Source organism: Variovorax sp. PBL-H6 (assembly GCF_901827155.1).
Lineage (GTDB): Bacteria > Pseudomonadota > Gammaproteobacteria > Burkholderiales > Burkholderiaceae_C > Variovorax.
Genome location: NZ_LR594659.1, coordinates 4,133,332 through 4,157,313, shown reverse-complemented (window position 1 = coordinate 4,157,313; position 23,982 = coordinate 4,133,332). Strand labels below are relative to the sequence as shown.

At 67.6% G+C, this 23,982-nt stretch carries 26 protein-coding genes; 15 read left to right on the top strand and 11 right to left on the bottom strand.

From position 1 onward, the window contains the following. The first annotated feature begins 189 nt into the window (after positions 1-189). The 4 genes from G3W89_RS19695 to G3W89_RS19680 all read left to right on the top strand — a co-directional run bounded on the left by G3W89_RS19695 (position 190) and on the right by G3W89_RS19680 (position 3,283). A complete protein-coding gene (locus tag G3W89_RS19695) occupies positions 190-1,374 on the top strand; it encodes a lipid-transfer protein (protein WP_162575765.1) in 1,185 nt (394 codons plus the stop codon). A gap of 109 nt (positions 1,375-1,483) precedes the next feature. Continuing rightward, entirely contained in the window at positions 1,484-2,509 is a 1,026-nt protein-coding gene (locus tag G3W89_RS19690; protein WP_162575764.1) for a CaiB/BaiF CoA transferase family protein, read from the top strand. Between the two features lie 171 nt (positions 2,510-2,680). Then, positions 2,681-2,848 carry a hypothetical protein gene (locus G3W89_RS19685; protein ID WP_162575763.1) on the top strand — a complete coding sequence of 56 codons (168 nt, stop codon included), beginning with the start codon at positions 2,681-2,683 and terminating at the stop codon, positions 2,846-2,848. Between the two features lie 66 nt (positions 2,849-2,914). Then, entirely contained in the window at positions 2,915-3,283 is a 369-nt protein-coding gene (locus tag G3W89_RS19680) for a hypothetical protein (protein ID WP_162575762.1), read from the top strand. 19 nt (positions 3,284-3,302) lie between these two features. Here the strand turns inward: G3W89_RS19680 and G3W89_RS19675 are convergent, their stop codons facing one another. From G3W89_RS19675 to G3W89_RS19665, 3 genes are read right to left on the bottom strand one after another with little or no spacing between them, the layout of a single operon-like run. After that, positions 3,303-4,310, bottom strand: coding sequence for a Bug family tripartite tricarboxylate transporter substrate binding protein (locus tag G3W89_RS19675; RefSeq protein WP_162575761.1), 1,008 nt, complete (start codon positions 4,308-4,310; stop codon positions 3,303-3,305). A 31-nt stretch (positions 4,311-4,341) separates the two neighbouring features. After that, a complete protein-coding gene (locus G3W89_RS19670) occupies positions 4,342-5,679 on the bottom strand; it encodes a Rieske 2Fe-2S domain-containing protein (protein WP_162575760.1) in 1,338 nt (445 codons plus the stop codon). Then, the gene (locus G3W89_RS19665) at positions 5,673-6,476 is read right to left on the bottom strand and encodes a hydroxypyruvate isomerase family protein (protein ID WP_162575759.1); all 804 of its coding nucleotides are present in this window, start codon (positions 6,474-6,476) and stop codon (positions 5,673-5,675) included. Before G3W89_RS19665 ends, G3W89_RS19670 begins: the two co-directional genes overlap by 7 nt. 89 nt (positions 6,477-6,565) lie before the next feature. On the opposite strand from G3W89_RS19665, the gene G3W89_RS19660 reads away from it, so the two are divergent. Further along, positions 6,566-7,489 (top strand): LysR family transcriptional regulator, encoded by a 924-nt coding sequence (locus G3W89_RS19660; RefSeq protein WP_162575758.1) that lies wholly within the window; start codon positions 6,566-6,568, stop codon positions 7,487-7,489. Positions 7,490-7,506: 17 nt separating this feature from the next. On the opposite strand, the gene G3W89_RS19655 is transcribed toward G3W89_RS19660, so the two are convergent. Further along, positions 7,507-7,788: a hypothetical protein gene (locus G3W89_RS19655; protein WP_162575757.1), complete on the bottom strand. Its 282-nt coding sequence runs from the start codon at positions 7,786-7,788 to the stop codon at positions 7,507-7,509. Between the two features lie 125 nt (positions 7,789-7,913). Here G3W89_RS19655 and G3W89_RS19650 point away from each other — a divergent pair, with 125 nt between their 5' ends. Then, positions 7,914-8,351, top strand: coding sequence for a DUF1810 domain-containing protein (locus tag G3W89_RS19650; RefSeq protein WP_162575756.1), 438 nt, complete (start codon positions 7,914-7,916; stop codon positions 8,349-8,351). After that, complete coding sequence (locus G3W89_RS19645; protein WP_162575755.1) at positions 8,341-9,960, top strand: phospholipase D family protein; 1,620 nt, start codon at positions 8,341-8,343, stop codon at positions 9,958-9,960. Before G3W89_RS19650 ends, G3W89_RS19645 begins: the two co-directional genes overlap by 11 nt. A 48-nt stretch (positions 9,961-10,008) precedes the next feature. Here G3W89_RS19645 and G3W89_RS19640 read toward each other — a convergent pair whose 3' ends face one another. The 4 genes from G3W89_RS19640 to G3W89_RS19625 all read right to left on the bottom strand — a co-directional run bounded on the left by G3W89_RS19640 (position 10,009) and on the right by G3W89_RS19625 (position 12,460). After that, positions 10,009-10,542 (bottom strand): peptidoglycan DD-metalloendopeptidase family protein, encoded by a 534-nt coding sequence (locus tag G3W89_RS19640; protein ID WP_162575754.1) that lies wholly within the window; start codon positions 10,540-10,542, stop codon positions 10,009-10,011. A gap of 174 nt (positions 10,543-10,716) precedes the next feature. After that, positions 10,717-11,187: a CreA family protein gene (locus G3W89_RS19635; RefSeq protein ID WP_162575753.1), complete on the bottom strand. Its 471-nt coding sequence runs from the start codon at positions 11,185-11,187 to the stop codon at positions 10,717-10,719. Further along, entirely contained in the window at positions 11,184-11,735 is a 552-nt protein-coding gene (locus G3W89_RS19630) for an NUDIX hydrolase (protein WP_162575752.1), read from the bottom strand. The genes G3W89_RS19635 and G3W89_RS19630 overlap by 4 nt, the downstream gene beginning before the upstream one ends. A 23-nt stretch (positions 11,736-11,758) precedes the next feature. Next, positions 11,759-12,460 carry a fumarylacetoacetate hydrolase family protein gene (locus tag G3W89_RS19625; protein ID WP_162575751.1) on the bottom strand — a complete coding sequence of 234 codons (702 nt, stop codon included), beginning with the start codon at positions 12,458-12,460 and terminating at the stop codon, positions 11,759-11,761. A 105-nt stretch (positions 12,461-12,565) separates the two neighbouring features. Here G3W89_RS19625 and maiA point away from each other — a divergent pair, with 105 nt between their 5' ends. Further along, the gene (gene maiA / locus G3W89_RS19620) at positions 12,566-13,204 is read left to right on the top strand and encodes a maleylacetoacetate isomerase (RefSeq protein WP_162577556.1); all 639 of its coding nucleotides are present in this window, start codon (positions 12,566-12,568) and stop codon (positions 13,202-13,204) included. Between the two features lie 2 nt (positions 13,205-13,206). Then, positions 13,207-13,962 (top strand): peptidoglycan editing factor PgeF, encoded by a 756-nt coding sequence (gene pgeF / locus G3W89_RS19615; protein WP_162575750.1) that lies wholly within the window; start codon positions 13,207-13,209, stop codon positions 13,960-13,962. Here pgeF and G3W89_RS19610 read toward each other — a convergent pair. Continuing rightward, the gene (locus tag G3W89_RS19610) at positions 13,894-14,190 is read right to left on the bottom strand and encodes a hypothetical protein (RefSeq protein WP_162575749.1); all 297 of its coding nucleotides are present in this window, start codon (positions 14,188-14,190) and stop codon (positions 13,894-13,896) included. The genes pgeF and G3W89_RS19610 overlap by 69 nt on opposite strands. A 104-nt stretch (positions 14,191-14,294) precedes the next feature. On the opposite strand from G3W89_RS19610, the gene phaC reads away from it, so the two are divergent. After that, positions 14,295-16,019 carry a class I poly(R)-hydroxyalkanoic acid synthase gene (phaC, locus tag G3W89_RS19605; RefSeq protein WP_162575748.1) on the top strand — a complete coding sequence of 575 codons (1,725 nt, stop codon included), beginning with the start codon at positions 14,295-14,297 and terminating at the stop codon, positions 16,017-16,019. A gap of 59 nt (positions 16,020-16,078) precedes the next feature. Continuing rightward, the gene (locus tag G3W89_RS19600; protein WP_162575747.1) at positions 16,079-17,257 is read left to right on the top strand and encodes an acetyl-CoA C-acetyltransferase; all 1,179 of its coding nucleotides are present in this window, start codon (positions 16,079-16,081) and stop codon (positions 17,255-17,257) included. Positions 17,258-17,309: 52 nt separating this feature from the next. On the opposite strand, the gene G3W89_RS19595 is transcribed toward G3W89_RS19600, so the two are convergent. Next, complete coding sequence (locus G3W89_RS19595) at positions 17,310-18,221, bottom strand: LysR substrate-binding domain-containing protein (RefSeq protein WP_162575746.1); 912 nt, start codon at positions 18,219-18,221, stop codon at positions 17,310-17,312. 140 nt (positions 18,222-18,361) lie between these two features. Between G3W89_RS19595 and G3W89_RS19590 the strand changes: the two genes are divergently transcribed. Genes G3W89_RS19590 through G3W89_RS19580 form a run of 3 tightly spaced genes read left to right on the top strand, consistent with a single transcriptional unit; the run spans position 18,362 to position 22,096 of the window. After that, entirely contained in the window at positions 18,362-19,531 is a 1,170-nt protein-coding gene (locus tag G3W89_RS19590; protein ID WP_162575745.1) for an acyl-CoA dehydrogenase family protein, read from the top strand. A gap of 11 nt (positions 19,532-19,542) precedes the next feature. Beyond that, a complete protein-coding gene (locus tag G3W89_RS19585) occupies positions 19,543-20,724 on the top strand; it encodes a CaiB/BaiF CoA transferase family protein (protein ID WP_162575744.1) in 1,182 nt (393 codons plus the stop codon). A 1-nt stretch (position 20,725) separates the two neighbouring features. Beyond that, positions 20,726-22,096, top strand: coding sequence for an MmgE/PrpD family protein (locus G3W89_RS19580; RefSeq protein ID WP_162575743.1), 1,371 nt, complete (start codon positions 20,726-20,728; stop codon positions 22,094-22,096). Between the two features lie 31 nt (positions 22,097-22,127). Here G3W89_RS19580 and G3W89_RS19575 read toward each other — a convergent pair whose 3' ends face one another. Further along, positions 22,128-23,003: an endonuclease/exonuclease/phosphatase family protein gene (locus tag G3W89_RS19575; RefSeq protein WP_162575742.1), complete on the bottom strand. Its 876-nt coding sequence runs from the start codon at positions 23,001-23,003 to the stop codon at positions 22,128-22,130. 156 nt (positions 23,004-23,159) lie between these two features. Between G3W89_RS19575 and phbB the strand changes: the two genes are divergently transcribed. Beyond that, positions 23,160-23,897 carry an acetoacetyl-CoA reductase gene (gene phbB / locus G3W89_RS19570; protein ID WP_162575741.1) on the top strand — a complete coding sequence of 246 codons (738 nt, stop codon included), beginning with the start codon at positions 23,160-23,162 and terminating at the stop codon, positions 23,895-23,897. Positions 23,898-23,982: the final 85 nt, after the last annotated feature.

Sequence of the window (23,982 nt, the reverse complement as noted above, 5' to 3'; positions counted from 1 at the left end):
CCGAGGTGGCGCGCATCGGCAATGACGGGCAGGGCGTGCGGACCCGGCCGCGGTCGAGGGCGATCACGACGTGATCGACGGCAGCAAGATCTTCATCTCGAATGGAGCGAAGCGCGCCCCGGATTTCGTTTGCCCGCGACCTGAACCGAACCCGACACCAAACCGGACCCGAGAGAAAGAGAGCCAACCATGAGCAACAACGTCTTCGTCACCGGCGTCGGCATGATCCCCTTCACCAAGCCCGGCCAGCACCCGCCGTATTACGAGATGGCCGCCTCGGCCACCCGCGCCGCGCTGGCCGATGCCGGCATCGGCTACGAGCAGATCCAGCAGGCCTACGTGGGCTACGTGTACGGCGACTCCACCGCGGGGCAGCGCGCGTTGTACGAGGTCGGCATGACGGGCATTCCCATCGTGAACGTCAACAACAACTGCTCGACGGGTTCGACGGCGCTGTTCCTCGCGCGCCAGGCGGTGGCGAGCGGTGCGGCCGACTGCGTGCTTGCGCTCGGTTTCGAGCACATGACCCCGGGCGCCCTCGGCGCGGTGTTCAAGGACCGCCCCAGCCCCTTCGACCATTTCGACGAAGCCACCGAGCAACTCGTCGGCCATGGCGAGATCCCGCTGGCGCTGCGCTACTTCGGGGGAGCGGGCCTCGCCCACATGGAGCAATACGGCACGCAGATGTCGACCTTCGCGAAGATCCGTGCCAAGGCGAGCCGCCATGCATCGAACAATCCAGTGGCGCTGTTCCGCACGGTGATCACCGAAGACGAGGTGATGGCCGCGCCGGTGATGTGGCCCGGCGTGATGACGCGGCTGATGGCCTGCCCGCCGACCTGCGGCGCCGCCGCGGCCATCATCTGCTCGGAGGCGTTCGCACAGCGCCACGGGCTGGACCGCAGTGTGCGCATCAAGGCGCAGGCGATGACCACCGACGGCGCGGCGACCTTCGGCGCCAAGGACATGCGCGAGGTGGTGGGCTTCAGCATGGCGCGCGCGGCGGCCGAGAAGGTCTATGCGGACGCGGGCGTGAGCCCTGCCGACATCGACGTGGTCGAGCTGCACGACTGCTTCGCGCACAACGAGCTGATCAGCTACGAGGCACTTGGGCTGTGCCCTGTGGGCGGTGCCGAGAAGTTCGTGGTGGACGGCGACAACACCTACGGCGGCAAGGTGGTCACGAACCCGTCGGGCGGCTTGCTGTCGAAGGGGCATCCGCTCGGCGCGACGGGGCTGGCGCAATGTACGGAACTGGTCCAGCAGCTGCGCGGCACAGCAGACAGGCGGCAGGTGGAAGGCGCGCGGCTGGCGCTGCAGCACAACCTGGGCCTGGGCGGCGCCTGCGTGGTGACGCTGTACGAGCGCGTGTAGAAGTGCGTGCAACCATGATCGACAAGAAATGGATCGGGCATGAACTGCCCGCCTCGGTGGTGCCCATCGAGCTGACTCTGGGCTCGGGCGGCATGACAGGGAGGTGAGCATGGGGCTTCAATCTCCCTTGCAGGGTATCCGCGTCGTCGAGTTCGAGGGCATCGGGCCGGGTCCGGTGGCCGGCCGCATGTTGGCGGCGCTGGGGGCCGAGGTCACCGTCATCGCACGTCCCCAGGCCGGTGCCGTGCAAGGCCTGGGCAGCAGCACCGACAACCTCTTGCGCGCCCACAAGCAGGTGCTGACGCTCGACCTGAAGACACCCGAAGGCGTGGCACAGGCGCTGGACCTCGTGGCCATGGCCGACGCGTTGATCGAGGGCAACCGTCCCGGCGTCATGGAGCGCCTCGGGCTCGGGCCGTCGGTGTGCGCGGCGCGCAACCCGCGCCTCGTCTACGGCCGCATGACGGGCTGGGGCCAGGAGGGTCCGCTGGCACAGGCGGCGGGCCACGATCTCAACTACGTCGCGCTGACAGGGCTGCTGTCGCTGTCGGCGCAGCCCGGCGCGACCCCGATGGTGCCACCGACCCTCGGTGACGCGAGCGGTGCGCTCAGCCTGGCCTTCGGCATGGTCTGCGCGCTGCTGAGCGCGCGCACCACGGGGCAGGGCTGCGTCGTCGACGCGGCGATCCTCGACGCGGTCGCCATGCTGGGCATGCTGGTGCACTGGCTGCACGCGAACAACAGCATCGGCAGCACACAACCCAGCGTGTTCCACGACTCGCCGTTCTACGACGTGTATGCCTGCAAGGGCGGTGGCTTCGTCACGGTAGGCGCTCTCGAGCCGCAGTTCTACGCCTTGCTGCTCGACAAGCTCGGCCTGACCGACGTCGACCCGCGCGAGCAGATGCAGCGCGAGAAGTGGCCGGCGCTGAAGCAGCGGTTTGTGGAGTGCTTTCGCACCCGGACGCGCGACGAGTGGTGTGCGCTGCTCGAGGGCACCGACGTGTGCTTTGCGCCGGTGCTGACGATCCCGGAGGCGGCCGTGCACCCGCACAACGTGGCGCGCAACCTGTTTCCGAAGACGCCTTCGGGGGCGATCGACACGCAGGTGGTGCCGCGCTTCAGTTCGCTGTGATTTCCAGTTTGGTCCCGTCTTCCGGGCATGCGCTCGGGAAGGCGGGCATTTCACGGCTTCATTCCCATGCGGTCGGCTCCTACAGACCTGGAGGCCCGGGACGGCGTAGCTTGGTCCCGACTTTGGAGTCCGTACCAGCGGCGGTAGCCGCATTTCCGCAAGGAGAACCCTATGACCGAGTACGTCAGGCCGCCCCAGAACAAGCCGGTGCTGGTGCCGGATCCAGATGCGCGCCGGGATGTCCCCGATGAGGAAGATGTCCTCGACGACGAGGCGGAGCCGGGGAAGGGCGAGAACGCTGCAGGCTTCGTGAAGCCCGCGCGCGACGACGGCAAATAGGCAGTCCCCGGGCGACCGCTGCCAGGACGCTGTGTTTTCCCCGGCCAGGGGAGGGACAATGCGTTCATGACTTTCAGGACTACCTTGTTCCAGGCACTGCGGGCGGCAGACATCATTGTCTGCAATGGTCAACGGGTCGTCAGCAAACTGCTGGACAGCGGGCCAGAGATGCTGCTCGAGCCCTACGTCGATCTTGCCGACGGCTCGACGCAGTACATCCAGGATGTGGAGATCCTGGTCGACGGCGAAGGCCGGGCCTACACGCCTGCCAAAGGCAGCGAGACGGAGCCGCTCGTGTGGGGCTTCCAGGTCGTGCGTTCGCTCAGGGCTGCCGACGTTGCCACGATCGAGCCGCCGCGCTTGAAGCTCGAGGAGGTGGTTGGACGCCTCAGGAAGATCGGCGGCCAGGGACGAAGGCGCGAAGAAGCCTCGTAGCCCGCAGCCAGGGCGAGCGTCACTCCGCCGTCACCCCCGCCGATTTCACGATCTTTCCCCACTTGTCGTACTCGGCCAAGAAGAAGCGATTGAATTGCTCGGGCGTGCCGCCGCGCACCGTGGCGCCCTGCGACGCCAGCGTGTCGCGCAGCTCCTTTTCCTCGAGCGATGCGTTGATGGCCTTCGACAGGCGCTCGATCACCGGTGCCGGCGTGCCGGCCGGCGCGAGCACGCCGAACCAGGTGCCGGCCTCGAAGCCTGCGATGCCCGCCTGCTGCATGGTGGGCACCTGCGGAAACTGCGGCGAGCGTTCGCTGGAGGTGATCGCGATCGCCTTCAGCTTGCCGCCCTTGACCAGCGGCGCCGCGGTGCTGAACACGTCGAACATCAGGTCGATCTGGCCCGCGACCAGGTCGACCAGTGCGGGGCCGCTGCCCTTGTACGGCACATGCACCATGTCCACGCCGGCCAGCGTCTTGAAGTATTCGCCGGCCAGGTGTGCGGCGCTGCCGTTGCCGAAGGAACCATAGGTGAGCTTGCCTGGTTTGGCCTTGGCCTCCTGCACCAGGTCCGCGACGCTGGCGGCCTTCATGGCCGGGTTGAGCACCAGCAGCAGCGGCTGCGTGGCGACCAGCGTGATCGGCTCGAAGCCCTTGATCGGCTCGTAGTTGAGCTTGGCGTAGGTGTGCGGCGTCACCGTGAGCGGCCCTGCGGCGCTGAAGAGCAGGGTGTAGCCGTCGGCCGGCGCCTTGGCGACGAACTCGTGGCCCAGCGCGCCGCCGGCACCCGCACGGTTCTCCACCACGATGGCCTGGCCGAGCCGCTCCGAGAGCGAGCGCGCCAGCAGCCGCCCCGTCTGGTCGGTGGAGCCGCCGACAGCGTAGGGAATGATGAGCTTGACGGGCTTGCTCGGGTAGGCCTGCGCGTGAGCGCCTGCCGCGCCCAAGAGCGCGCAGGCGGCCAGCGCCAGGGTGCGGTGCCAGCTGAGCGCAGGGCTGCGCGCTTGCCGGATGAGCTTGGGAATCATGCGCTTGTCTCCTTGTTGTCGTGGGCTCGCCTCACTCGGTGAGGGACGTGGCCGCCGGCGTCTCGCTGGCAGACGCGACACGGCCGACGGGATCGCCGAAGCGCTCCAGCATGACCTGCTCGAAGGTCACGCCTTCCGATGCGAACCAGCTGCCCGAGCGCAGCCGGTAGGCCTCGTGCTTCAGCGGCGCCTGCGGTTCGGTGCCAGCGGCCAGCGCCTTGGCACCGCCCAGCACCGCGCGCCGGAAGCGCACCACTGCCGCATCGGAAGCCGACAGGTGCTCCTGCGTCCGGTCGGCAATGCGGCCCTGGCTGTCCTGGACCATCGCGTCCTGCTCGGCCACGCCGCGCACGCCGGTAAAGCTGACGTGCTTCTGGTGGTGGCGATCGATCAGGTACTCGTTGGCCCGGTTGCGCACCGGGATGAAGTCTTGGTCGACCTCGGCGATGACGCCGTGGCCCGCCTTGAACTTGCGCAGCTCGTCTTCGGACAATGGCCGCTCGGGGTTCCAGGCATAGGTGTAGATCCAGCAGTTCTCGTCGTCGATCGGCACCCAGGTGTAGCCGAAATGGGTCTCGCCCGGCAGTGTCGAGGGGGTGGTGCTGTGGGCGGGCAGGGCAAACTGCGCGGTGCGCCAGTAGCGCACGCCATCGTCGGCACGGCGGGCGCCTCCGACCACGAAGCCGACCTCGTGCTCGAGGATGGAGAAGCGTGGCAGCGGGTCCTCGCGGATCCAGCGGAGGCGCTTCTCGTCGGCCGGTGCGTCAGGGTTCGCGTTCGATGGCACGCCAGGGGCCGGCATGTGCAGGAACGAGAAATGCGAGGTGTCGAGCGCACCTTCGATCGACTGGGCCCAGTTGCACTCCTGCAGCTTCTTGGTGACGAAGCGGTGCGTGGCCGGCAGGGAGCCGAACTCGAGCCGGGGCACTTCGGGCAGCGCGCAGCTCCAGGGATCGGGGCCCATGTAGGCCCACACCACGTCCCCGTACTCGCGCGTGGGATAGGCCTTGAGCCGCAGCGTGTCGTGGTAGGCCACGCCCGGCGGCACATTCGGCAGCTCGACGGGGCGGCCCTGCAGGTCGAACTTCCAGCCGTGGAACACGCATCGAATGGCGCAGTCCTCGTTGCGACCGAAGTAGAGATCCGCGCCACGGTGCGGGCAGCGTGAATCCACGAGGCCCACTGCACCGTGGCTGTCGCGGAATGCGACCAGCTTCTCGCCCATGATGTTCACGCGCAGCGGCACGCCGTCGCGTTCGGGCAGTTCACGCGACAGCGCCACCGGTTGCCAGAAGCGGCGGAAGTACTGCCCCATCGGCGTCGCCGCGCCCGTGCGGGTGAGCAGTTCGTTGTCGGCGGCGCTCAGCATGTCGCTGCCTCCGAGCGTGCGCCCAGGCCGTAGGGGGCGCCCCAGCCCAGGGTGTCCAGCGTGGGGCCGGAAGGGGTGTATTCGCAACCGATCCACCCTTGCCAGCCCAGTTCCTCGATCAAGCCGAGCAGGTAGGGGAAATGGATCTCTCCCGTGCCGGGCTCGTGGCGCCCCGGCACATTGCCGACCTGGATGTGGCCGATGTGCGGCCAGACGGCGCGCAGCCGATCGGCGATGGCGCCTTCCTCCATCTGGATGTGGAAGGTGTCGAAACACAGCTTGACGTTCTCGCGGCCCAAGGCTTTCACGACCGCCACGCCCTCGTCGATGCGGTGATAGAGGAAATCGGGAAAGCGCGCGCGGCAGCAAGGCTCGAGGATCAGCGTCAGCCCGGCCGCACGGGCCGCGTCGGCGGCCCAGCCGATGTTCTCAAGGAACAGGTCCATGCACCGCGCGCGTTCGAGTTGCGGCCCGATCTTCCCGGGCATCACGTGGATCAGTGGGCCGCCCACCTGGACCGCGTAGTCGATGGCCGTGCGGATGCTCGCCTTGAAGTCCTGCTCGCGTCCCGGCAGCGCGGCCAGGCCGCGCTCGCCCGCATCCCAGTCGAAGGGGGAGAGGATCTGCACGAGTTCGAGCCCATTGGACGCGAGCCGCGCGGCAACCTCCTTGGCCGGGTACTCATAGGGAAAAGCCACCTCGACACCGCGAAAGCCCGCAACCGCCGCGGCCTCGTAGCGCTCCAGCATGGGCAGTTCCGTGAACAGCCATCGGAGATTGGGATCGAATCGCAGCATCGTGGGAGAGCCTCCTTGTGATGCCGATGGTAGATTCGCCTGATCGTTGAGACAAACCAGCAATATTAAGCGGGCATTGAGTTTTTCTGATGAATCCGGCCCATGTCACGCTGCGCCAGCTGCGCGCCTTCGTTGCCATCGCCGATGCGGGTGGCTTCGCTGCCGCCGCGCGGCGTTTGCATCTCACGCCCTCGGCGCTGAGCCTGCTCATCAAGGAACTGGAGCGCGGCATCGAGGTGCGCCTGTTCGACCGCACTACCCGTGCGACTGCGCTGTCGCTGGCAGGCAGCGAGTTCTATCCGCTGGCGCGCAAGGTGCTGGACGACCTCGCCAGTGCGCTCGAAAGCACGCAGGACCTGGAGCAGAAGAAGCGCGGCACTGTGCGCATCGCCTGCACGCCGCTGTACGCGGCCACCACCTTGCCCGAGCTGGTGCTGCGCTATCGGCAGAAGTTTCCGGCCATTGCCGTGCACGTGCTGGACTCACTCAACCAGCAGGCGCTGGCGCGCGTCATGAGCGGCGAGGCCGACCTGGGCGTCGCGCCGCAGCGCCAGGCACCGCCGGAGCTGGTGCAGCAAAGTCTTCTGCGCGACCGCATGTGGCTGATCTGCCGGCCTGATCATCCTTTGGCCGCCCGCGGCCGCGTGAGCTGGGCGCAGGTGCTGCAGGAGCCTTTCGTCAGCCTCACGCGCGACTTCACCAAGCGGCTGCAGGCCGACCTCTTCAAGCACTCGGCCACGCTCGCGCTGAATCCGGCGCACGAGGTGTCCTTCATCACGACCGCGCTGGGCATGGTGCAGTGGGGGCATGGCATCACGGCGCAGCCCGGCCGCTCATTGACGCTGATCGAGCCCTTCGGCCTGGTGGCACGGCCTCTGGTCGGGCCAGTGGTGCACAGGCACCTGTCGCTGTTCTGCAAGCGCGACCAGGCGTTGTCGCCGGCGGCGGCCAGCTTCAGGGACTTCCTGCGCGGGGCGATGCCCGCGTTGCCGGTATCGCCGGCGCGCGGCTGATGCCGTCGCGTTGGGAGTCAGTGGAGCACCGCGCAGGCCCTGAGGTCTGCAGGCTCCAGCACGATGGGCACCGAGGGCGCAGCGCGGTAGCGCTCCAGCGCCTTCGCCTCGATGCACGCGAAGTAGGCCTCGCAGGTGAGGGTCAGGTCGGAGTCGGGGTCCGCGTCCGGGTCATCGCAAAGGTCGCGAAGGGCGGCCTCGGAAACATGGGCCATGATGCGGGGTCCGTCGAGTCCATCGGGGTAGATGGCAAACCGGACGGTCTTGGTGTCGGCGCAGTGGATCGCTTCGCAGTTCATTGTCGTTCTCTGGGGGAGCCTCTCTTTTCTTATGCGTCCAGATTTGACTGTGGCACGCACGCGGGGTGGCGCGGCATACTTCGCCACCTGGAGAAAGACGACACCTACAGAGAAGCTCCACGCCCATGAACGATGTCTTCGATTTGCAGCGCTTCGTCGATGCGCAGGCGCCCGTGGTCGATGCGGTGCGCGGCGAATTGCGCAGCGGCCGCAAGCGCACCCACTGGATATGGTTCGTGTTCCCGCAACTGGCGGGCCTGGGCCGCAGCGCGATGGCGCAGCGCTATGCCATCGGCTCGCTGGACGAGGCCCGCGCCTACCTGGCGCACCCCCTGCTCGGGCCGCGGCTGCGCGAATGCAGTGCGCTGGTGCTCGCGGTCGAGGACCGCAATATCCACGAGATATTCGGCGCGCCGGACGACCTCAAGTTCTGCTCATCCATGACCCTGTTCGATGCGGCCGATCCGTCGGAGCCGGTGTTTCGGGACTGTCTGCACAAGTACTTCGGCGGCCTGCGCGATCGCGAGACCCTCGCCCGGATCGAAGGCGGCGATGGGGGCTGAGATCGCGAAGCATCCTGCCCGCGCATGGGGCAGGGGAGTCGACTGGCTGGTTGCGCTGACGCTCGCCGTACTGCTGACCGGCTGCGCAGGGCTGCCGAAGGAGGTGGAGCGCTCGCCCTCGTATGCGATCGCCGACACCGCGAACACGGCGCTCGGCCGCCTCGGCGCGGCCGGTGCGCCGGATGCGCAGCAAAGCGGTTTCCGGCTGCTGCCGCTGCCGCCCTATTCGATGCACGCACGCCTCGAGCTGGCGCGGCGCGCGCAGCGCAGCATCGACGTGCAGTACTACCTGATACAGAACGACGAGACCGGCCGCTACCTGTTGCGCACGCTGCGCGACGCGGCCGAACGCGGCGTGCGCGTGCGCGTGCTGGTGGACGATCTCTACACGGCCGGTGCCGACACGCTGCTGGCGAGCCTGGCGGCACATCCGAACGTGGAGGTGCGCCTCTTCAATCCCTTCCCGGCGGGGCGCGGGCGGTTGTCGACGCGGCTGGCCGCCTCGCTGCTCGACATGAACCGCGTTCATCGCCGCATGCACAACAAGCTCTTCGTCGCCGACAACGCGATGGCCGTGGTCGGCGGTCGCAACATCGCCAACGAATACTTCATGCGCGATGCGGGGGCCAACTTCATCGACATCGACACGCTGGTGACGGGCGCGGTGGTGCCCCGGCTGTCGTCGCTGTTCGACCTGTACTGGAACAGTCCCTTCGTGTATCCGATCGAGTCGATCGTGCAGGTCGAGGGCACGCCGGCGCAACGGCGACAGCGTTTCGAGGAGATGACCTGGGACGCCGCGATGTGGGCCCCGCAGACGCCGATCGAGCGCGACCTGCTGGGCTACCAGGCGCTCGCCGAGGACCTGGACGCGGGCACGCTGCCACTGGTCTGGGCACGGGCGGAGGCCCATGCCGACACGCCGCACAAGGCCCTGGGCCCGCGCGAGGAGCGCCCCCGCGTCCCGGCCGATGCACCCGAGGGCGTGCTCTTCAATGTCCGGCGCTACGTGCGCGCGGCCGAGCGCGAAGTGCTGATAACCACCCCCTACCTGATCCCGGGGCGCGGCGGCATGGAGTCCGTGCGCCAGCTGCGCGAGCGCGGCGTGCGCTTCGCGCTGGTGACCAACTCGCTGGCCGCCACCGACGAGTCACTGGTGCACCTCGGCTATCGCCGCTACCGGCCCGCGCTGGTGCGCCTCGGCGTGGAACTGTATGAACTGAGCCCGAAGCGCGTCGAGAAGTCGCAGCGGTTCGGCATCTTCGGCTCGGCCAGCGGGCGGCTGCACGGCAAGTCGGCGGTGATCGATGGCAAGGTGGTGTTCATCGGGTCGCTCAACTTCGATCCGCGGTCGGACTTGCACAACACGGAGCTCGGCCTGTTCATCCACAGCCCGCAGCTCGCGGCGCAGCTCACCAGCCTGATCGGCTTCATCACGATGGACGCGGCCTACCGCGTGCGGCTGGGACCGAAGGGCGGCATCGAATGGGTGAGTCCGTCGGAAAACGGCGGGGCCGATGTCGTGCAGCACGAGGAACCCGAGACTGATTTCGGCTCGCGGCTGAAGCTGGACCTGCTTGCGCCGCTGGTGCCGGAGAGCTTGCTGTAGCTGCAGTCGTTGCTGCCGTGGCTTGCGCAGCTTGTGCGCTGGTCGCACTCAGCGCAGTTGGCCGTTGAGGTAGGGCTCGGGATCGACCGCGACGCCCTGCTTGCGCAGCTCGAAGTGCAGCTTGACCCGATCGGTGCCGCTGCTGCCCATCTCGGCGATCTTCTGGCCCTGGCGCACAACGTCTTTCTCCTTCACCAGGATCTGCTGCGCGTGCGCGTAGGCACTGAGGAAGGTGTCGTTGTGCTTCACGATCACCATGTTGCCGTAGCCGCGCAGCTCGCCGCCGACATAGACGACGCGGCCGTCGGCCGTGGCGAGGATCGGTTCGCCGATGCTGCCAGCAATGTCCAGCCCCTTGTTGACCTTGCCGTCGAAACGCGACAGCGTGGCCCCCGTGGCGGGCCGGATGAACGCGGGCGCTGCCGGCGCTGCCGGCGGTGGGGGCGCAGGCGGCTTGACGGTGGCGCCCGGTGGCGTTGGAAGTGGGCGCTGGGGCGGCAGGGGCGTGGTACTGCAGGCGAGCAGGCTGGCGACCGCTGCGGCCATGAGGGCGGCGCGGAGAACAAGGGTATTGATTGGCATGGCGCTTTTTTCGAACGCATTCTGACGCGCTGGTTCCTGTGGGCGCGTAGGACCGTGGCGGTTTTTAAGGCTGGAGGCCGTGAGCGCCGCGGCAATACGCGCATCAAATGCACCGGCCCCGCCTCGCGCACATGCAGGCCCACGTTGCGCTCGAGCTTGCGTCCCGGCCGTGGACTACTTCAGCGGGATCGGGTTCGCGCGATCGATGGGCACTGCGGTGATGCTGTTCTTCGGGGAGCCTTCGACCAGGCGATCGGAGTAGGTCAGGTAGACCAGCGTGTTGCGCGGGCCATCGACCATGCGCACCACACGCAGGCGCTTGAAGAGGATGGAAAGCCGCTCGCTGTACACCTCTTCGCGCTTGGGGAGCGGCTGGGTGACACGCACGGGCCCGACCTGGCGGCAGGCGATCGAGGCCTCGGCCTTGTCTTCGGCCAGGCCGAAGGCGCCGGAAATGCCGCCGGTCCTGGCGCGCGAGATATAGCAGGTCACACCGGTGACCTTGGGGTCGTCGTAGGCCTCGACCACGATCTTGTGATCGGGGCCGATCAGCTTGAAGGCAGTGTCGACCTCGCCGACCTGTTCGGCCTGTGCCTGTGCAGCCATCAGCAGGACGCAGCACAGCGGTGCGCGAAGGAGCTTCATACGATGTCCAGTTGATGGACCCGGTCGAAGCTTCCGCGCCGGCGGTCCTCGAAATAATGGGTGAGCGCTTCGCGCACGGTGCGAAAGGCGATCTCGTCCCAGGGGATCTCTTCCTCGGTGAAGAGGCGGGCCTCGATGGTTTCGTGCCCGGGGTCGAACCTGTCGCTGAGAAGGCGAGCCCGGTAGAAGAGGTGCACCTGGCCCACCCGCACCACGCTGATCACCGCGAACAGGCCCTCCATCTCGTACTCGGCGCCGGCCTCCTCGTCGGTCTCGCGGGCGGCGCCCTGCGCGGTCGTTTCGTTGAGTTCCATGAAGCCGGCCGGCAGCGTCCACTTGCCCCAGCGCGGCTCGATGTTGCGCTTGCAGAGCAGCACGCGGTCGCCCAGTACGGGGATGGTGCCCACCACGTTGAGCGGGTTCTCGTAGTGCACCGTGTGGCAGGCCGGACAGATGGCTCGCTCGCGCGTGTCGCCGTCGTCGGGAATGCGGTACACCACCGCCGTGCCGCAGTTCTTGCAGTGCTTGATAGGGACGCGCAGGAGCATCGGGTATGGACCGGCGGCGTGTTTCAGACCACCTTGACCGTGAGCGTCGGGAGGCCCGCGACCTGGCCGACCAGGGTGTCTCCGGCCACTACCGCGGCCACGCCTTCGGGGGTGCCGGTGAAGATCAGGTCGCCGGGCTGCAGTTCCCAGGCGGCCGAGAGGTGCTCGATGGTTTCGGCCATGTTCCAGATCAGCTTGCTCACGTTGCTGCGCTGGCGGTGCTGGCCATTGACCTGCAGGGAGATCTCGGCGTGCTCGATGTCGCCGGCCTGGGCCGCCGGCACGATCGGCCCGGTGGGCGCGCTCTGCTCGAAACTCTTGCCGATGTCCCAGGGGCGGCCCTGCTTCTTCATGTCGCCCTGCAGGTCGCGGCGCGTCATGTCCAGCCCCACGGCGTAGCCGAAGATGTGCTTCATCGCATCGGCCGCCTTGATGTTCTTGCCCCCGGTGCCGATGGCCGCCACCAGCTCGATCTCGTGGTGCAGGTTCTTGGTCAACGTGGGGTAGGCCATGGTGCCGGTCTGGTCCGCATCGACGGCAACCACGGCATCGGCAGGCTTCATGAAGAAGAAGGGCGGCTCGCGGCCGGTAAAGCCCATTTCCTTGGCGTGCTCTTCGTAGTTGCGGCCGACGCAGTAGATGCGGTGCACGGGAAAGCGGGCGGCCCGGCCGACCACGGGCAGGGACACCGTTGCCGACGGAGTGAAGACGTATTCGGAAGCCATGGCGCAAAAGTCCTTTTTCATGCGAAAGCGGCAGTTTGCCAGAGGGCGGAAGCCGTCGCCCGCCTGCAGGCCAGGCCTGGGCACCGGCGCTATGCTCTGGCCATGATGAAGCTCTACAACTACTTCCGCTCCTCTGCTTCGTTCCGGGTCCGCATCGCGCTCAATCTCAAGGGCCTGGACTACGACTACCTCCCGGTGCACATCGCGCGCGGCGAGCACAAGACCGGGCCCTTCTCCGCCATCTCGCCCGACATGCTGGTGCCACTGCTGGAAGACGATGGCGAGCGCCTCACGCAGTCGATGGCAATCATCGAATACCTGGACGAGATCCATCCCGAGCCCGCGCTGCTGCCACGCGACCCCTTGGGCCGGGCGCATGTGCGGGCCCTGGCGCAGTCGATTGCCTGCGAGATCCATCCGCTGAACAACCTGCGCGTGCTCAAGTACCTGGTGCGCGAGCTCAAGATCGGCGACGACGCCAAGAACGCCTGGTACCGCCACTGGGTGCGCGAGGGCATGCTGGCCTTCGAGCGGCAGCTGGTCCAGCGCCCGGCGAGCCTCTATTGCTGGGGCGACACGCCCACGCTGGCCGACTGCTGCCTGGTGCCGCAGGTCTTCAACGGCCAGCGCTTCGACTGCGACTTCAGTGGGTTGCCGCGCACCATGGCGGCGTTCGAGGCCTGCATGCAGCTCGACGCGTTCCAGCGCGCCCAGCCCTCGCGCTGCCCCGACGCGGAGCCCTGAACATGGGAATCGGCGAGGCGCTGGTGCCCGACTGGCCCGCGCCGCCCGGCGTGCATGCGCTGTGCACCACGCGCGAAGGCGGGGTGTCCCGGGGGAGCTACCGGAGCCTCAATCTCGGGGACCACGTGGGCGATGCGCCGGCTGACGTGGCCGTCAATCGTGCGCGGCTGCGCGATGCCCTCGGCGCGCGGGCCGTTTTCCTGCAGCAGGTGCATGGGACCCGGCTGCTGGCACTGGATGCGCAGACGCCGGACGGCGCCGCGGGCGATGCCTGCACCACCACCGCGGCCGGCATTGCCTGCAGCATCATGGTGGCCGACTGCCTGCCCGTTCTCTTCACTGACCGCCGGGGCCGGCGCGTGGCTGCTGCGCATGCCGGATGGCGCGGCCTGGCGGCGGGCGTGCTGGAGGAAGCTGTAAGCGCTTTCGCAGCCGAAGCGGGACCGGGCGAGCTCCTGGCCTGGCTCGGCCCCTGCATCGGGTCCGAAGCCTTCGAGGTGGGCGACGAAGTCCGGACCGCCTTCGAGGCCGCGGCGCCGCAGGCCCGGCAGTGCTTCAAGCCCGCCGCCACGTCGGGCAAGTGGCTCGCAGACCTCGCGGGCCTGGCGCGGCAGCGCCTGCAGGCGGCAGGCCTCGCCCAGCTCTATGGCAACGACGGAAGCGCACCCTGGTGCACGGTGAACAACCCGTTACGTTTTTTCTCGCACCGGCGGGACCGCGTCAGCGGCCGTTTCGCCGCCTGCATCTGGCGCGACTGAGGGCTTGGCCCCCGCCTGCATGGCGGCGTCGCGCTCGGCGGCCTCTCGAGCGCGGATGGCCTTTCGGCGTGCCGGTGCGCCCATCAGGTAAACCACCAGTGCCACCGGCGCCAAGCCATAGAGTAGAAAGGTGAAGACCGCACCGAGCACCGTGCCGTTGGTGTTGGTGGCTTCCGCCACTGCCATCATCAGGGCGACGTACAGCCAGGCGATGACGACGAGGTGCATGGGAGAGGTTTTCAGGAAGGTATGGCGGGCTTTTGCTTTCCGCGCCCTGCCGGATGCAGCATACTCAAAAGCCGATGCGGCAAGGTGAGGAACCAGGAGACGATATGAGACAAGAACAACAGGCTGCGGCCGAATCCGCCTTCGCTCCGTTCCAGCAGGCGCTGGCGCAGGGTTGGGAGAAGGCCCTCGGGTCCTTCCAGTCGCTCGGCAAGGGGGCCCCGGTCGATACGCCTTGGGAGATGCCCCGGTTCACCTTCTCAGCCACTCGGCTCCAGGAACTCCAGAAGCAATACGTCGAGGAAGCCACCGAGCTGTGGCGCCAGGACATGGCGGCACGTGCCCGCGGCGACCGGCGCTTTGCCGCCGAGGCGTGGGGCAGCAATCCGGTGGCGGCCTTTTCGGCGGCGGTCTACCTGCTCAACACGCGCACGCTGCTTGGCATGGCCGAAGCGGTGGAGGCCGACGCCAAGACCCGCGCCCGCCTGCGCTTTGCGATCGAGCAGTGGGTGGCAGCCTCGGCGCCCAGCAACTATCTCGCTTTCAACGCCGAGGCCCAGAAGAGGGCACTCGAAACGCAGGGCGAGAGCATCGCCAAGGGCATGGAAAACCTGCTGAAGGACGTTCGGCAGGGGCACCTGAGCATGACCGACGAGAGCGCCTTCGAGGTCGGCCGCAACGTCGGCACCACCGAGGGCGCGGTGGTGTTCGAGAACGAGCTGTTCCAGTTGCTCGAGTACAAACCGCTCACGGCCAAGGTCTACGAGCGGCCTTTGCTGCTGATTCCGCCCTGCATCAACAAGTTCTACATCCTTGACCTCCAGCCCGAGAACTCGTTGATCCGCTTCGCGGTGGAGCAAGGCCATCGCGTGTTCGTGGTGAGCTGGCGCAATCCGGACGCCTCGCTGGACAAGGCCACCTGGGACGACTACATCGAGAACGCCGCCATCAAGGCGATCCAGGTCACGCGCGAGATCAGCGGCCAGGACAAGAAGGGCGGGCAGATCGACACGCTGGGCTTCTGCGTCGGCGGCACCATCCTGTCCACGGCGCTGGCGGTGCTGGCCGCGCGCGGGGAGCAGCCGGCCTCGTCGGTGACGCTGCTCACCACGCTGCTCGACTTCAGCGACACCGGCATCCTCGACATCTTCATCGACGAGGCTTTCGTGCGCTTCCGCGAGATGCAGATGGCATCGGGCGGGCTGCTGGCCGGCAGCGAGCTCGCTTCCACCTTCAGCTTCCTGCGGCCCAACGACCTGGTGTGGAACTACGTGGTCGGCAACTACCTGAAGGGCGAGACTCCGCCCCCCTTCGACCTGCTCTACTGGAACAGCGACGCCACCAACCTGCCCGGGCCCTGGTACTGCTGGTACCTGCGCAACACCTACCACGAGAACAAGCTGGCCCAGCCGGGTGCGCTGACGGTGGCCGGGGAGCAGGTCGACCTGGGCCGCATCGATGCGCCGGTCTACGTCTACGGCTCGCGCGAGGACCATATCGTGCCGATCGGCGGGGCCTACGCGTCGACCCAGCTGCTCCAGGGCAAGAAGCGCTTCGTCATGGGGGCCTCGGGCCACATCGCCGGCGTGATCAATCCGCCTGCCAAGAAAAAGCGCAGCCACTGGATTCGTGCCGACGGCAAGCTGCCGAAGACCCAGGCCGAATGGCTGGCCGGTGCCACAGAGCATCCCGGCAGCTGGTGGACCGACTGGTCCAACTGGCTCAAGACCCACTCGGGCAAGCAGATCCCTGTCCCCAAGGCCTACGGCAAGGGCAGCGCCTACAAGGCGATCGAGCCCGCGCCGGGCCGCTACGTCAAGGCGAAAGCCTGACTTTCGTTGTTCATTCCTACTTCCCCCTTTTTCAATCGCAGCCTCGGAGAGCACACATCATGGAAGACATCGTCATCGTTTCGGCCGCACGCACGGCCGTGGGCAAGTTCGGCGGATCGCTCGCCAACATCGCGGCCACCGAGCTCGGCTCGATCGTGATCAAGGAAGTGCTCGAGCGCGCGAAGGTCGGCCCGGACCAGATCGGCGAGGTCATCATGGGCCAGGTGCTCGCTGCGGGCAGCGGGCAGAACCCGGCGCGCCAGGCGCTGCTGAAGAGCGGCATCACCAAGGAAACGCCGGCGCTCACCATCAACGCGGTGTGCGGCTCGGGGCTCAAGGCGGTGATGCTGGCTGCGCAGGCCGTGGCCACGGGCGACAGCGAGATCGTGGTGGCCGGCGGGCAGGAGAGCATGAGCCTCGCGCCGCACGTGCTGCCCAACTCGCGCAACGGGCAACGCATGGGCGACTGGAAACTGGTCGACTCGATGATCGTCGACGGCCTCTGGGACGTGTACAACCAGTACCACATGGGCATCACGGCCGAGAACGTGGCCAAGAAGTACGACATCAGCCGCGCCGCGCAGGACGAGCTCGCGCTCGCCAGCCAGACCAAGGCCGCGGCCGCGCAGGACGCCGGCAAGTTCAAGGACGAGATCGTCGCCGTCAACATTCCGCAGAGGAAGGGCGACCCTGTCGTCTTCGCCCAGGACGAATTCATCAACCGCAAGACCAGCGCCGAAGGCCTGGCCGGCCTGCGCCCTGCCTTCGACAAGGCCGGCGGCGTGACGGCCGGCAATGCGTCGGGCCTCAATGATGGCGCCGCCGCCGTGATGGTAATGACCGCCAAGAAAGCGGCCGCGCTGGGCCTGAAGCCGCTGGGCCGCATCGCCAGCTACGCCAGCACCGGGCTCGACCCGGCCTTCATGGGCATGGGCCCGGTGCCAGCCTCGCAGAAGGCACTGCAGCGCGCCGGCTGGAAGCCGCAGGACCTCGACGTGCTCGAGATCAACGAGGCCTTTGCCGCGCAGGCCTGCGCCGTCAACCGCGAGATGGGCTGGGATGTCAACAAGGTCAACGTGAATGGCGGTGCCATCGCCATCGGCCATCCGATCGGCGCCTCCGGCTGCCGCATCCTGGTCACGCTGCTGCACGAGATGCAGCGCCAGAACGCGAAGAAGGGCATCGCGTCGCTGTGCATTGGCGGCGGCATGGGCGTTGCGCTCACCATCGAGCGCTGAGGCGTCCTGCCGTTCGTGCAAGCGCCGCGTTCATGCGCGGCGCTTTTTTTTCTCAACCCGAGCGAACTCCCTGCTGCGCGTAGTGCGCGCACAGGGTGTCGACCAGCGCCTGCGCATAGGCCGGCAGCGCCGCGCGGTTGCGCACCAGCAGGTAGCGCTCGCGCACGCACCACGGATCGCTGAGCTCGATCAGCGCCAGCTTCATGGTTTCGAGGTTGCGGCGCGCGGCGGATTCCGGCACCACGCCGATGCCGACACCGCTGCCGATCATGCGGCACATGGCGTCGAATCCCCCGAGCTGGATTCGCAGCTTCTGGCTCTTGCCGAGGCTTTCGGTGATCTGCGCCAGGAACGCATGCAGCGTGCTGCCCGACTGCATGCCGACGGCGTCCTCGTCCAGCGTCTCGGCAAAGGCGATGCGGCGGCGCCGGGCGAAGCGGTGCTTGCGCGAGGTCACGAGCACCAGCCGATCGGTGCTGAAGTGAATCGCCTCCAGCCCTAGCGTGTCGATGCGGCCGGCGACGATGCCGATGTCGGCGCGGCCATCGAGCACGCCGTGCGGGATCTGTGCGTTCGGTTTTTCCTGAAGGTCGATGTTGATCCGCGGATGGCGCGCCAGGAAGGCGGGCAGGATCTCGGGAAGGAAGTCGCTCACGGCGGTGGTGTTGGCGAACACCCGCAGATGGCCGCGCAGGCCGCCGCCGTACTCCTTGAGCTCGGCGCCGAGCTGGCTGGCCTGGTGCAGCAACAGGCGCGCGTGGTGGAGGAAGGCCTCGCCCGGCGGCAGCAGGCGCACGCCGCGCGCCTCGCGCGCCAGCAGCGCCAAGCCCGATTGCGCCTCCAGCGCCTTGATGCGTGCGCTGGCCGCTGCCAGCGACAGGTGCTGGTGCTCGGCCGCGCGCGTCAGGCTGCCGAGCTCGGCTGCGGCAACGAAGAGGCGCAGGTCGGTCAGGTCGAATTGCATGGCCGCAGCATCCTAGCAAGCCTTCGGAATTCCTGAAGGCTCGGTCTCGAATTCGCAGATTGCGTGCAGGCCCGGCCATGGCCACCATGCAGGGTGGGGCGCTACGGAGCGTGCCACCCTTGCCCTTGCCTGAAACACCGATGAAGACCCAGATCCCCACCCCCGACGCGCATCAAGACATGCGCGAAGCCCTGCGCGACCTGTGCGGCCGCTTCGACTCCGCCTACTGGCAGAAGGTCGACCATGAGCGCGGCTATCCCGAGGCTTTCGTGAATGCGCTGACCGAAGCCGGCTGGCTGGCGGCACTGATCCCGGCCGACTTCGGCGGCTCCGGCCTGGGCCTCGCCGAGGCCTCGGTGATCATGGAAGAGGTCAATTTCTCCGGCGGAAACGCCGGCTCGTGCCATGGCCAGATGTACAACATGGGTACGCTGTTGCGGCACGGCAGCGAGGTGCAGAAGCGCCAGTACCTGCCGAAGATCGCGACCGGCGAACTGCGCCTGCAGACCATGGCCGTGACCGAGCCCACCACCGGGACCGATACGACGCAGCTCAAGACCACCGCTGTGAAGAAGGGCGACCGCTACGTGGTCAATGGGCAGAAGGTCTGGATCTCGCGCATCCAGCACTCGGACCTGATGATCCTGCTGGCGCGCACCACGCCGCTCGCGGAGGTGAAGAAGAAGTCAGAGGGGATGTCGATCTTCATCGTCGACCTGAAGCAGGCGATAGGGAGCGGGATGACCGTGCGGCCTATCCTCAATATGGTCAATCACGAGACGAACGAGGTCTTCTTCGACAACCTCGAGATCCCCGCGGAGAACCTGATCGGCGAGGAGGGCAAGGGCTTCAAGTACATCCTCGACGGCCTCAACGCCGAGCGCACGCTGATCGCGGCCGAATGCATCGGCGATGCGTGGTGGTTCATCGAACGCGCGCGTCGCTATGCGAGCGACCGGCAGGTGTTCGGCCGCGCCATCGGGCAGAACCAGGGCATCCAGTTCCCGATCGCCGCCGACTACATCGAGGCCGAGGCGGCCAACCTCATGCGCTTCAGGGCCTGTGCGCTGTTCGATGCGGGCCAGCCCTGCGGGGCTGAGGCCAACATGGCCAAGTACCTGGCGGCCAAGGCCTCCTGGGAGGCGGCCAACACCTGCCTCCAGACCCACGGCGGCTTCGGCTTCGCGTGCGAATACGACGTGGAGCGCAAGTTCCGCGAGACACGGCTCTACCAGGTGGCGCCGATCTCGACCAACCTTATCTACTCCTACGTGGCCGAGCACCTGCTGGGCTTGCCGCGTTCGTTCTGAAGGGCTGTGCCATGACGAGACCGCTGGATGGCATCACCGTCGTTTCGCTGGAACACGCGATCGCCGCACCTTTCTGCACCCGACAGCTGGCCGACCTCGGTGCCCGCGTGATCAAGGTCGAGCGCCCGGGCGTCGGCGACTTCGCCCGCGCCTACGACCAGCGTGTGGGCGGCGAGGCCTCGCATTTCGTGTGGGTCAACCGGTCGAAGGAAAGCCTCGCGTTGGACCTGAAGCAGGAGGCGGCGCAGGCCGTGCTGCAGGAACTGGTGTCCGGGGCGGACGTGCTGGTGCAGAACCTCGCACCGGGCGCGGCGGCGCGCATGGGGCTGGGCGCCGAGGCGCTGATGGCGAGGCATCCCGCGCTGATCGTGTGCGACATCTCCGGCTACGGGGAGGACGGTCCCTACCGCGACAAGAAGGCCTACGACCTGCTCATCCAGAGCGAGGCCGGCTTCCTGTCTGTCACCGGCACCTCGGACGCGCCCTGCAAGTCGGGAAACTCGATCGCCGACATCGCTGCCGGCATGTACGCCTATACCGGCATCCTTGCGGCCTTGTTGCAGCGAGGCAAGACAGGCAAGGGCTCGCACATCGACGTGTCGATGCTGGAGTCGCTGGCCGAGTGGATGGGCTACCCGATGTACTACGCCTACGAGGGCGCGCCGCCGCCGCCGCGCAGCGCGGCCTCGCACGCGACCATCTACCCCTATGGTCCCTTCGCCACGGGCGATGGCGGTACCGTCATGCTCGGCCTGCAGAACGAACGCGAATGGAAGCAGTTCTGCGAGTGCGTGCTGCTGCAGCCGCAGCTCGCGGCCGATCCGCGCTTCGACGCGAATGCCAGGCGCAATGCCAACCGCGATGCGCTGCAGGCCGTCATCCTCGAGACCTTCGCGGCGCTCGACACGGCGCAGGTGCTCGAGCGGCTCGACACGGCGCAGATCGCCAATGCGCGGATGAACGACATGGCAGGGCTCTGGGCGCACCCGCAATTGAAGGCGCGCGGCTGCTGGCGCGAGGTCGAATCGCCTGCGGGTGCCATCCCGGCCCTGCTGCCGCCGGGACGGCAGAGCGCTTTCGACTACCGCATGGATCCGATTCCCGCGGTCGGTGCGCACACCGGATCCATCCTGCGCTCGCTCGGGCGCAGCGAGGCTGACATCCACGCGCTGCGTGCGAAGGCGGCGATCTGAAATGACCTCCATGACCTCACCCACCGAAACCCTCGCGCGTTTTGCTGCTTGCCTTCGCTTCGGCGATATCCCGGCGCCAGTCGTGCGCCGTGCCGAGGATCTGCTGGTCGACTGGTTCGGCTCGGCCATTGCCGGGCATGGCGCACGGCCGGTCGAGACCATCGCCGCCTTCGCGCGCGAAATGGGACCCACGACGGGGCCCAGCGAAGTGCTGGTGGGCCGCACGCGCAGCAGCCCTTACTTCGCGGCCATGGTCAACGCCGCAGCTTCTCATGTGGCCGAGCAGGACGACGTGCACAACGGCTCGGTCTTTCACCCCGCGACGGTGGTGTTCCCGGTCGCGCTGGGCTTGGCGCAGGCGCTGGGCGCAAGCGGCGAGCGCTTGTTGGCGGCCGCGGTCGCGGGCTACGAGGTTGGCATCCGCGTGGGCGAGTTCCTCGGGCGTTCGCACTACAAAGTCTTCCACACCACCGGCACGGCCGGCACGCTCGCGGCGGCGGCGACCGCCGGGCATCTGCTGGGGCTCGATGCCGCGCGCATGCAGCATGCCTTCGGCTCGGCTGGCACCCAGTCTGCGGGGCTCTGGGAGTTCCTGCGGACCGGGGCAGACTCCAAGCAATTGCACACGGCGCATGCCGCTGCCGCCGGACTCATGGCCGCGACGTTGGCACGCGATGGTTTTACCGGGGCGCAGCAGATCCTCGAAGGTCCGCAGGGGCTGGCTGCGGGCATGTCGCAGGACGCCGATCCGAAGCGCCTGGTGGATGGCCTCGGCACACGATGGGCGCTGGCGGAAACATCCTTCAAATACCACGCCTCGTGCCGCCACACGCACCCCGCGGCCGATGCGCTGCTGGCGGTCATGCGCGACCACCAGTTGCGACCGGAGGACCTGGCGCAGGTGACCACGCATGTGCACCAGGGCGCCATCGACGTGCTGGGGCCAGTGGTCGACCCGGCCACGGTGCACCAGTCGAAATTCTCGATGGGCACGGTGCTCGCGCTGGCGGCACGCTTCGGGCAGGCCGGGCTTGCCGAGTTCGATACGCATTTTCGGGATGCCGAGACACAGGCACTGCGCGAGCGCGTGCGGATGGAACTTGACGCCGAAGTGGACGCCGCTTACCCGAAGCGCTGGATCGGCAAGGTCACTGTCCATACCCACGACGGCCGAGTGCTGCAAGGCCGCGTGGACGAGCCCAAGGGCGATCCCGGCAACACGCTCGACCGCGAGGAGATCGCCGCCAAGGCCCTGCGCCTCTGCGCCTTCAGCGGCGGCGCGAGCGAGGCGGAGATGCAGGCAGCGCTGGAACGCCTTTGGCATGTGGCGCGTGCGCCTGCCGTCGGCATGTTGCTGGTCCGCGCGTCGTGAGCGAGGCGAACGCGCCGGGGCTCTGGCGCGCTCAGTCGCCGAGCTCGATCATCACCGGCTGGTGGTCGGAGGCGCGCGTCTGCAGATCGACCTCCATGCGCCGCACGCGTGGTGCCAGGGTGTCGCTGACGAACACGAAGTCGAAGGCGGCGGGGACCTTGCCGTAGGTCTCGTCGAACAGCCTGAAGGTGGGATCGCGCGGTCGCTCTGGATGCGCAAGCGGCCAGGCGTCCTGCAGGCGCTTGTCGGGCGCTCCGCCGGCAGGCAGGGCGGGGGCGGTGAACGGCAGCTGGATCTCCGCATGGGCCGGGTCGCTGGCCTCCATGTTGAAGTCGCCGCACAGGATGGCGTGCTGCGTGTGAGGCTTGGGCTGGAAAGGCGAGCCGTCGAAGGCTGCGGCAGGCGGCGCTGCGGCCTGCTGGCAGGCCTCGATGTGGAGGGCGCGCAAAGCCTGGGCCTGGGCGCGGCGCTGTACGGCTGAGTAGTACTCGAGATGCGTGGTCATCACGCGCACGGTGCCCAGTTCGGGGCTGGCCAGCGTTACCGCCGTGCACATGCGCGGCATGCTGCTCACCGTGGGGTCTGGCGGCCATGGCAGGGGATGGTGCCGGACCAGGGAGACCGGCAGGCGCGTGGCGACGAGGTTGCCGAAGCGCTGCGGGCGGCTCTCGCGGTCGAACTCCTCGACGGCGGCGCCGAAGAAAAGCCGGAAGCCCGGCAGCAGCGCGCCCAGCTCCGCCGGCTGGTTGCCGGGGGCACCCGGCATACGCTCGTAGCCCGAGGCGATTTCCTGCAGGCACAGCACATCGAAGTCGGCCAAGGCGCGCGCGCAGTCGACGATACGCTTTGTGCTCACCACGCCGTCGAGGCCGCGGCACCACTGGGTGTTCCAGGTCACGAGTTTCATGGCAGCCTGCCTTTTCCGATAGGGACCGCAGCATCTGGGCGGGGCTGTGACACCCCGTTGCATTGAGGGGTCAGTGTTTTCCTGAGCCGGAGCCCGTGGAAAACTTGGCTACAGTGAACAGCGCCTTTTCAGGCGCGTCAACATCGAGGGAAAATCATGAGCAAGAAAGTTGCATACGTCACCGGCGGCATGGGGGGCATTGGTACGGCCATTTGCCAACGCCTGTACAAGGATGGGTTCAATGTCATCGCCGGGTGCGGCCCCACGCGCGACCATGCCAAATGGCTGTCGGAACAAAAGGCGCTGGGTTTCGACTTTCATGCCTCGGTCGGCAATGTCGGCGATTGGCAGTCGACGGTAGAGGCCTTCACCAAGGCCAAGGCCGAGCATGGCAGCATCGACGTGCTGGTCAACAACGCCGGCATCACGCGCGACCGCATGTTCCTGAAGATGACGCCCGAGGACTGGAGCGCGGTGATCGAGACCAACCTCAACAGCATGTTCAACGTCACCAAGCAGGTGGTGGGCGACATGGTCGAGAAGGGCTGGGGCCGCATCATCAACATCAGCTCGGTCAACGGCGCCAAGGGCCAGGCCGGCCAGACCAACTACTCGGCCGCCAAGGCCGGCATGCACGGCTTCACGATGGCGCTGGCGCAGGAGCTGGCGGCCAAGGGCGTGACGGTGAACACCGTGAGCCCGGGCTACATCGGCACCGACATGGTTCGCGCCATCCGCCAGGAGGTGCTCGACAAGATCGTGGCCACCATTCCCGTCAAGCGGCTCGGCGAGCCCAGCGAGATCGCTTCGATCATCGCGTGGCTCGCGACCGACGAGGGCGGCTACTCCACCGGGGCCGACTTCTCGGTCAACGGTGGCCTGCACATGCACTGAGGCGCGCCACGAGGCCTGCCCAAAAAGACTCGCCCCGGCGGGTCTTTTTTGTTTGGGGCGGGACTACAGTGGCATTCGGAGCTTT

Excerpts from the sequence above, each read along its gene's own strand:
- phaC (WP_162575748.1), top strand. The coding sequence starts at position 14,295 with ATGAGACAAGAACAACAGGCTGCGGCCGAATCCGCCTTCGCTCCGTTC.
- G3W89_RS19640 (WP_162575754.1), bottom strand. The coding sequence starts at position 10,542 with ATGCCAATCAATACCCTTGTTCTCCGCGCCGCCCTCATGGCCGCAGCG.
- G3W89_RS19660 (WP_162575758.1), top strand. The coding sequence starts at position 6,566 with ATGAATCCGGCCCATGTCACGCTGCGCCAGCTGCGCGCCTTCGTTGCC.
- G3W89_RS19695 (WP_162575765.1), top strand. The coding sequence starts at position 190 with ATGAGCAACAACGTCTTCGTCACCGGCGTCGGCATGATCCCCTTCACC.
- phbB (WP_162575741.1), top strand. The coding sequence starts at position 23,160 with ATGAGCAAGAAAGTTGCATACGTCACCGGCGGCATGGGGGGCATTGGT.
- pgeF (WP_162575750.1), top strand. The coding sequence starts at position 13,207 with ATGGGAATCGGCGAGGCGCTGGTGCCCGACTGGCCCGCGCCGCCCGGC.
- G3W89_RS19665 (WP_162575759.1), bottom strand. The coding sequence starts at position 6,476 with ATGCTGCGATTCGATCCCAATCTCCGATGGCTGTTCACGGAACTGCCC.
- G3W89_RS19680 (WP_162575762.1), top strand. The coding sequence starts at position 2,915 with ATGACTTTCAGGACTACCTTGTTCCAGGCACTGCGGGCGGCAGACATC.
- G3W89_RS19610 (WP_162575749.1), bottom strand. The coding sequence starts at position 14,190 with ATGCACCTCGTCGTCATCGCCTGGCTGTACGTCGCCCTGATGATGGCA.
- G3W89_RS19650 (WP_162575756.1), top strand. The coding sequence starts at position 7,914 with ATGAACGATGTCTTCGATTTGCAGCGCTTCGTCGATGCGCAGGCGCCC.
- maiA (WP_162577556.1), top strand. The coding sequence starts at position 12,566 with ATGAAGCTCTACAACTACTTCCGCTCCTCTGCTTCGTTCCGGGTCCGC.
- G3W89_RS19575 (WP_162575742.1), bottom strand. The coding sequence starts at position 23,003 with ATGAAACTCGTGACCTGGAACACCCAGTGGTGCCGCGGCCTCGACGGC.
- G3W89_RS19670 (WP_162575760.1), bottom strand. The coding sequence starts at position 5,679 with ATGCTGAGCGCCGCCGACAACGAACTGCTCACCCGCACGGGCGCGGCG.
- G3W89_RS19690 (WP_162575764.1), top strand. The coding sequence starts at position 1,484 with ATGGGGCTTCAATCTCCCTTGCAGGGTATCCGCGTCGTCGAGTTCGAG.
- G3W89_RS19590 (WP_162575745.1), top strand. The coding sequence starts at position 18,362 with ATGAAGACCCAGATCCCCACCCCCGACGCGCATCAAGACATGCGCGAA.
- G3W89_RS19675 (WP_162575761.1), bottom strand. The coding sequence starts at position 4,310 with ATGATTCCCAAGCTCATCCGGCAAGCGCGCAGCCCTGCGCTCAGCTGG.
- G3W89_RS19600 (WP_162575747.1), top strand. The coding sequence starts at position 16,079 with ATGGAAGACATCGTCATCGTTTCGGCCGCACGCACGGCCGTGGGCAAG.
- G3W89_RS19595 (WP_162575746.1), bottom strand. The coding sequence starts at position 18,221 with ATGCAATTCGACCTGACCGACCTGCGCCTCTTCGTTGCCGCAGCCGAG.
- G3W89_RS19580 (WP_162575743.1), top strand. The coding sequence starts at position 20,726 with ATGACCTCCATGACCTCACCCACCGAAACCCTCGCGCGTTTTGCTGCT.
- G3W89_RS19655 (WP_162575757.1), bottom strand. The coding sequence starts at position 7,788 with ATGAACTGCGAAGCGATCCACTGCGCCGACACCAAGACCGTCCGGTTT.
- G3W89_RS19625 (WP_162575751.1), bottom strand. The coding sequence starts at position 12,460 with ATGGCTTCCGAATACGTCTTCACTCCGTCGGCAACGGTGTCCCTGCCC.
- G3W89_RS19630 (WP_162575752.1), bottom strand. The coding sequence starts at position 11,735 with ATGCTCCTGCGCGTCCCTATCAAGCACTGCAAGAACTGCGGCACGGCG.
- G3W89_RS19585 (WP_162575744.1), top strand. The coding sequence starts at position 19,543 with ATGACGAGACCGCTGGATGGCATCACCGTCGTTTCGCTGGAACACGCG.
- G3W89_RS19635 (WP_162575753.1), bottom strand. The coding sequence starts at position 11,187 with ATGAAGCTCCTTCGCGCACCGCTGTGCTGCGTCCTGCTGATGGCTGCA.
- G3W89_RS19685 (WP_162575763.1), top strand. The coding sequence starts at position 2,681 with ATGACCGAGTACGTCAGGCCGCCCCAGAACAAGCCGGTGCTGGTGCCG.
- G3W89_RS19645 (WP_162575755.1), top strand. The coding sequence starts at position 8,341 with ATGGGGGCTGAGATCGCGAAGCATCCTGCCCGCGCATGGGGCAGGGGA.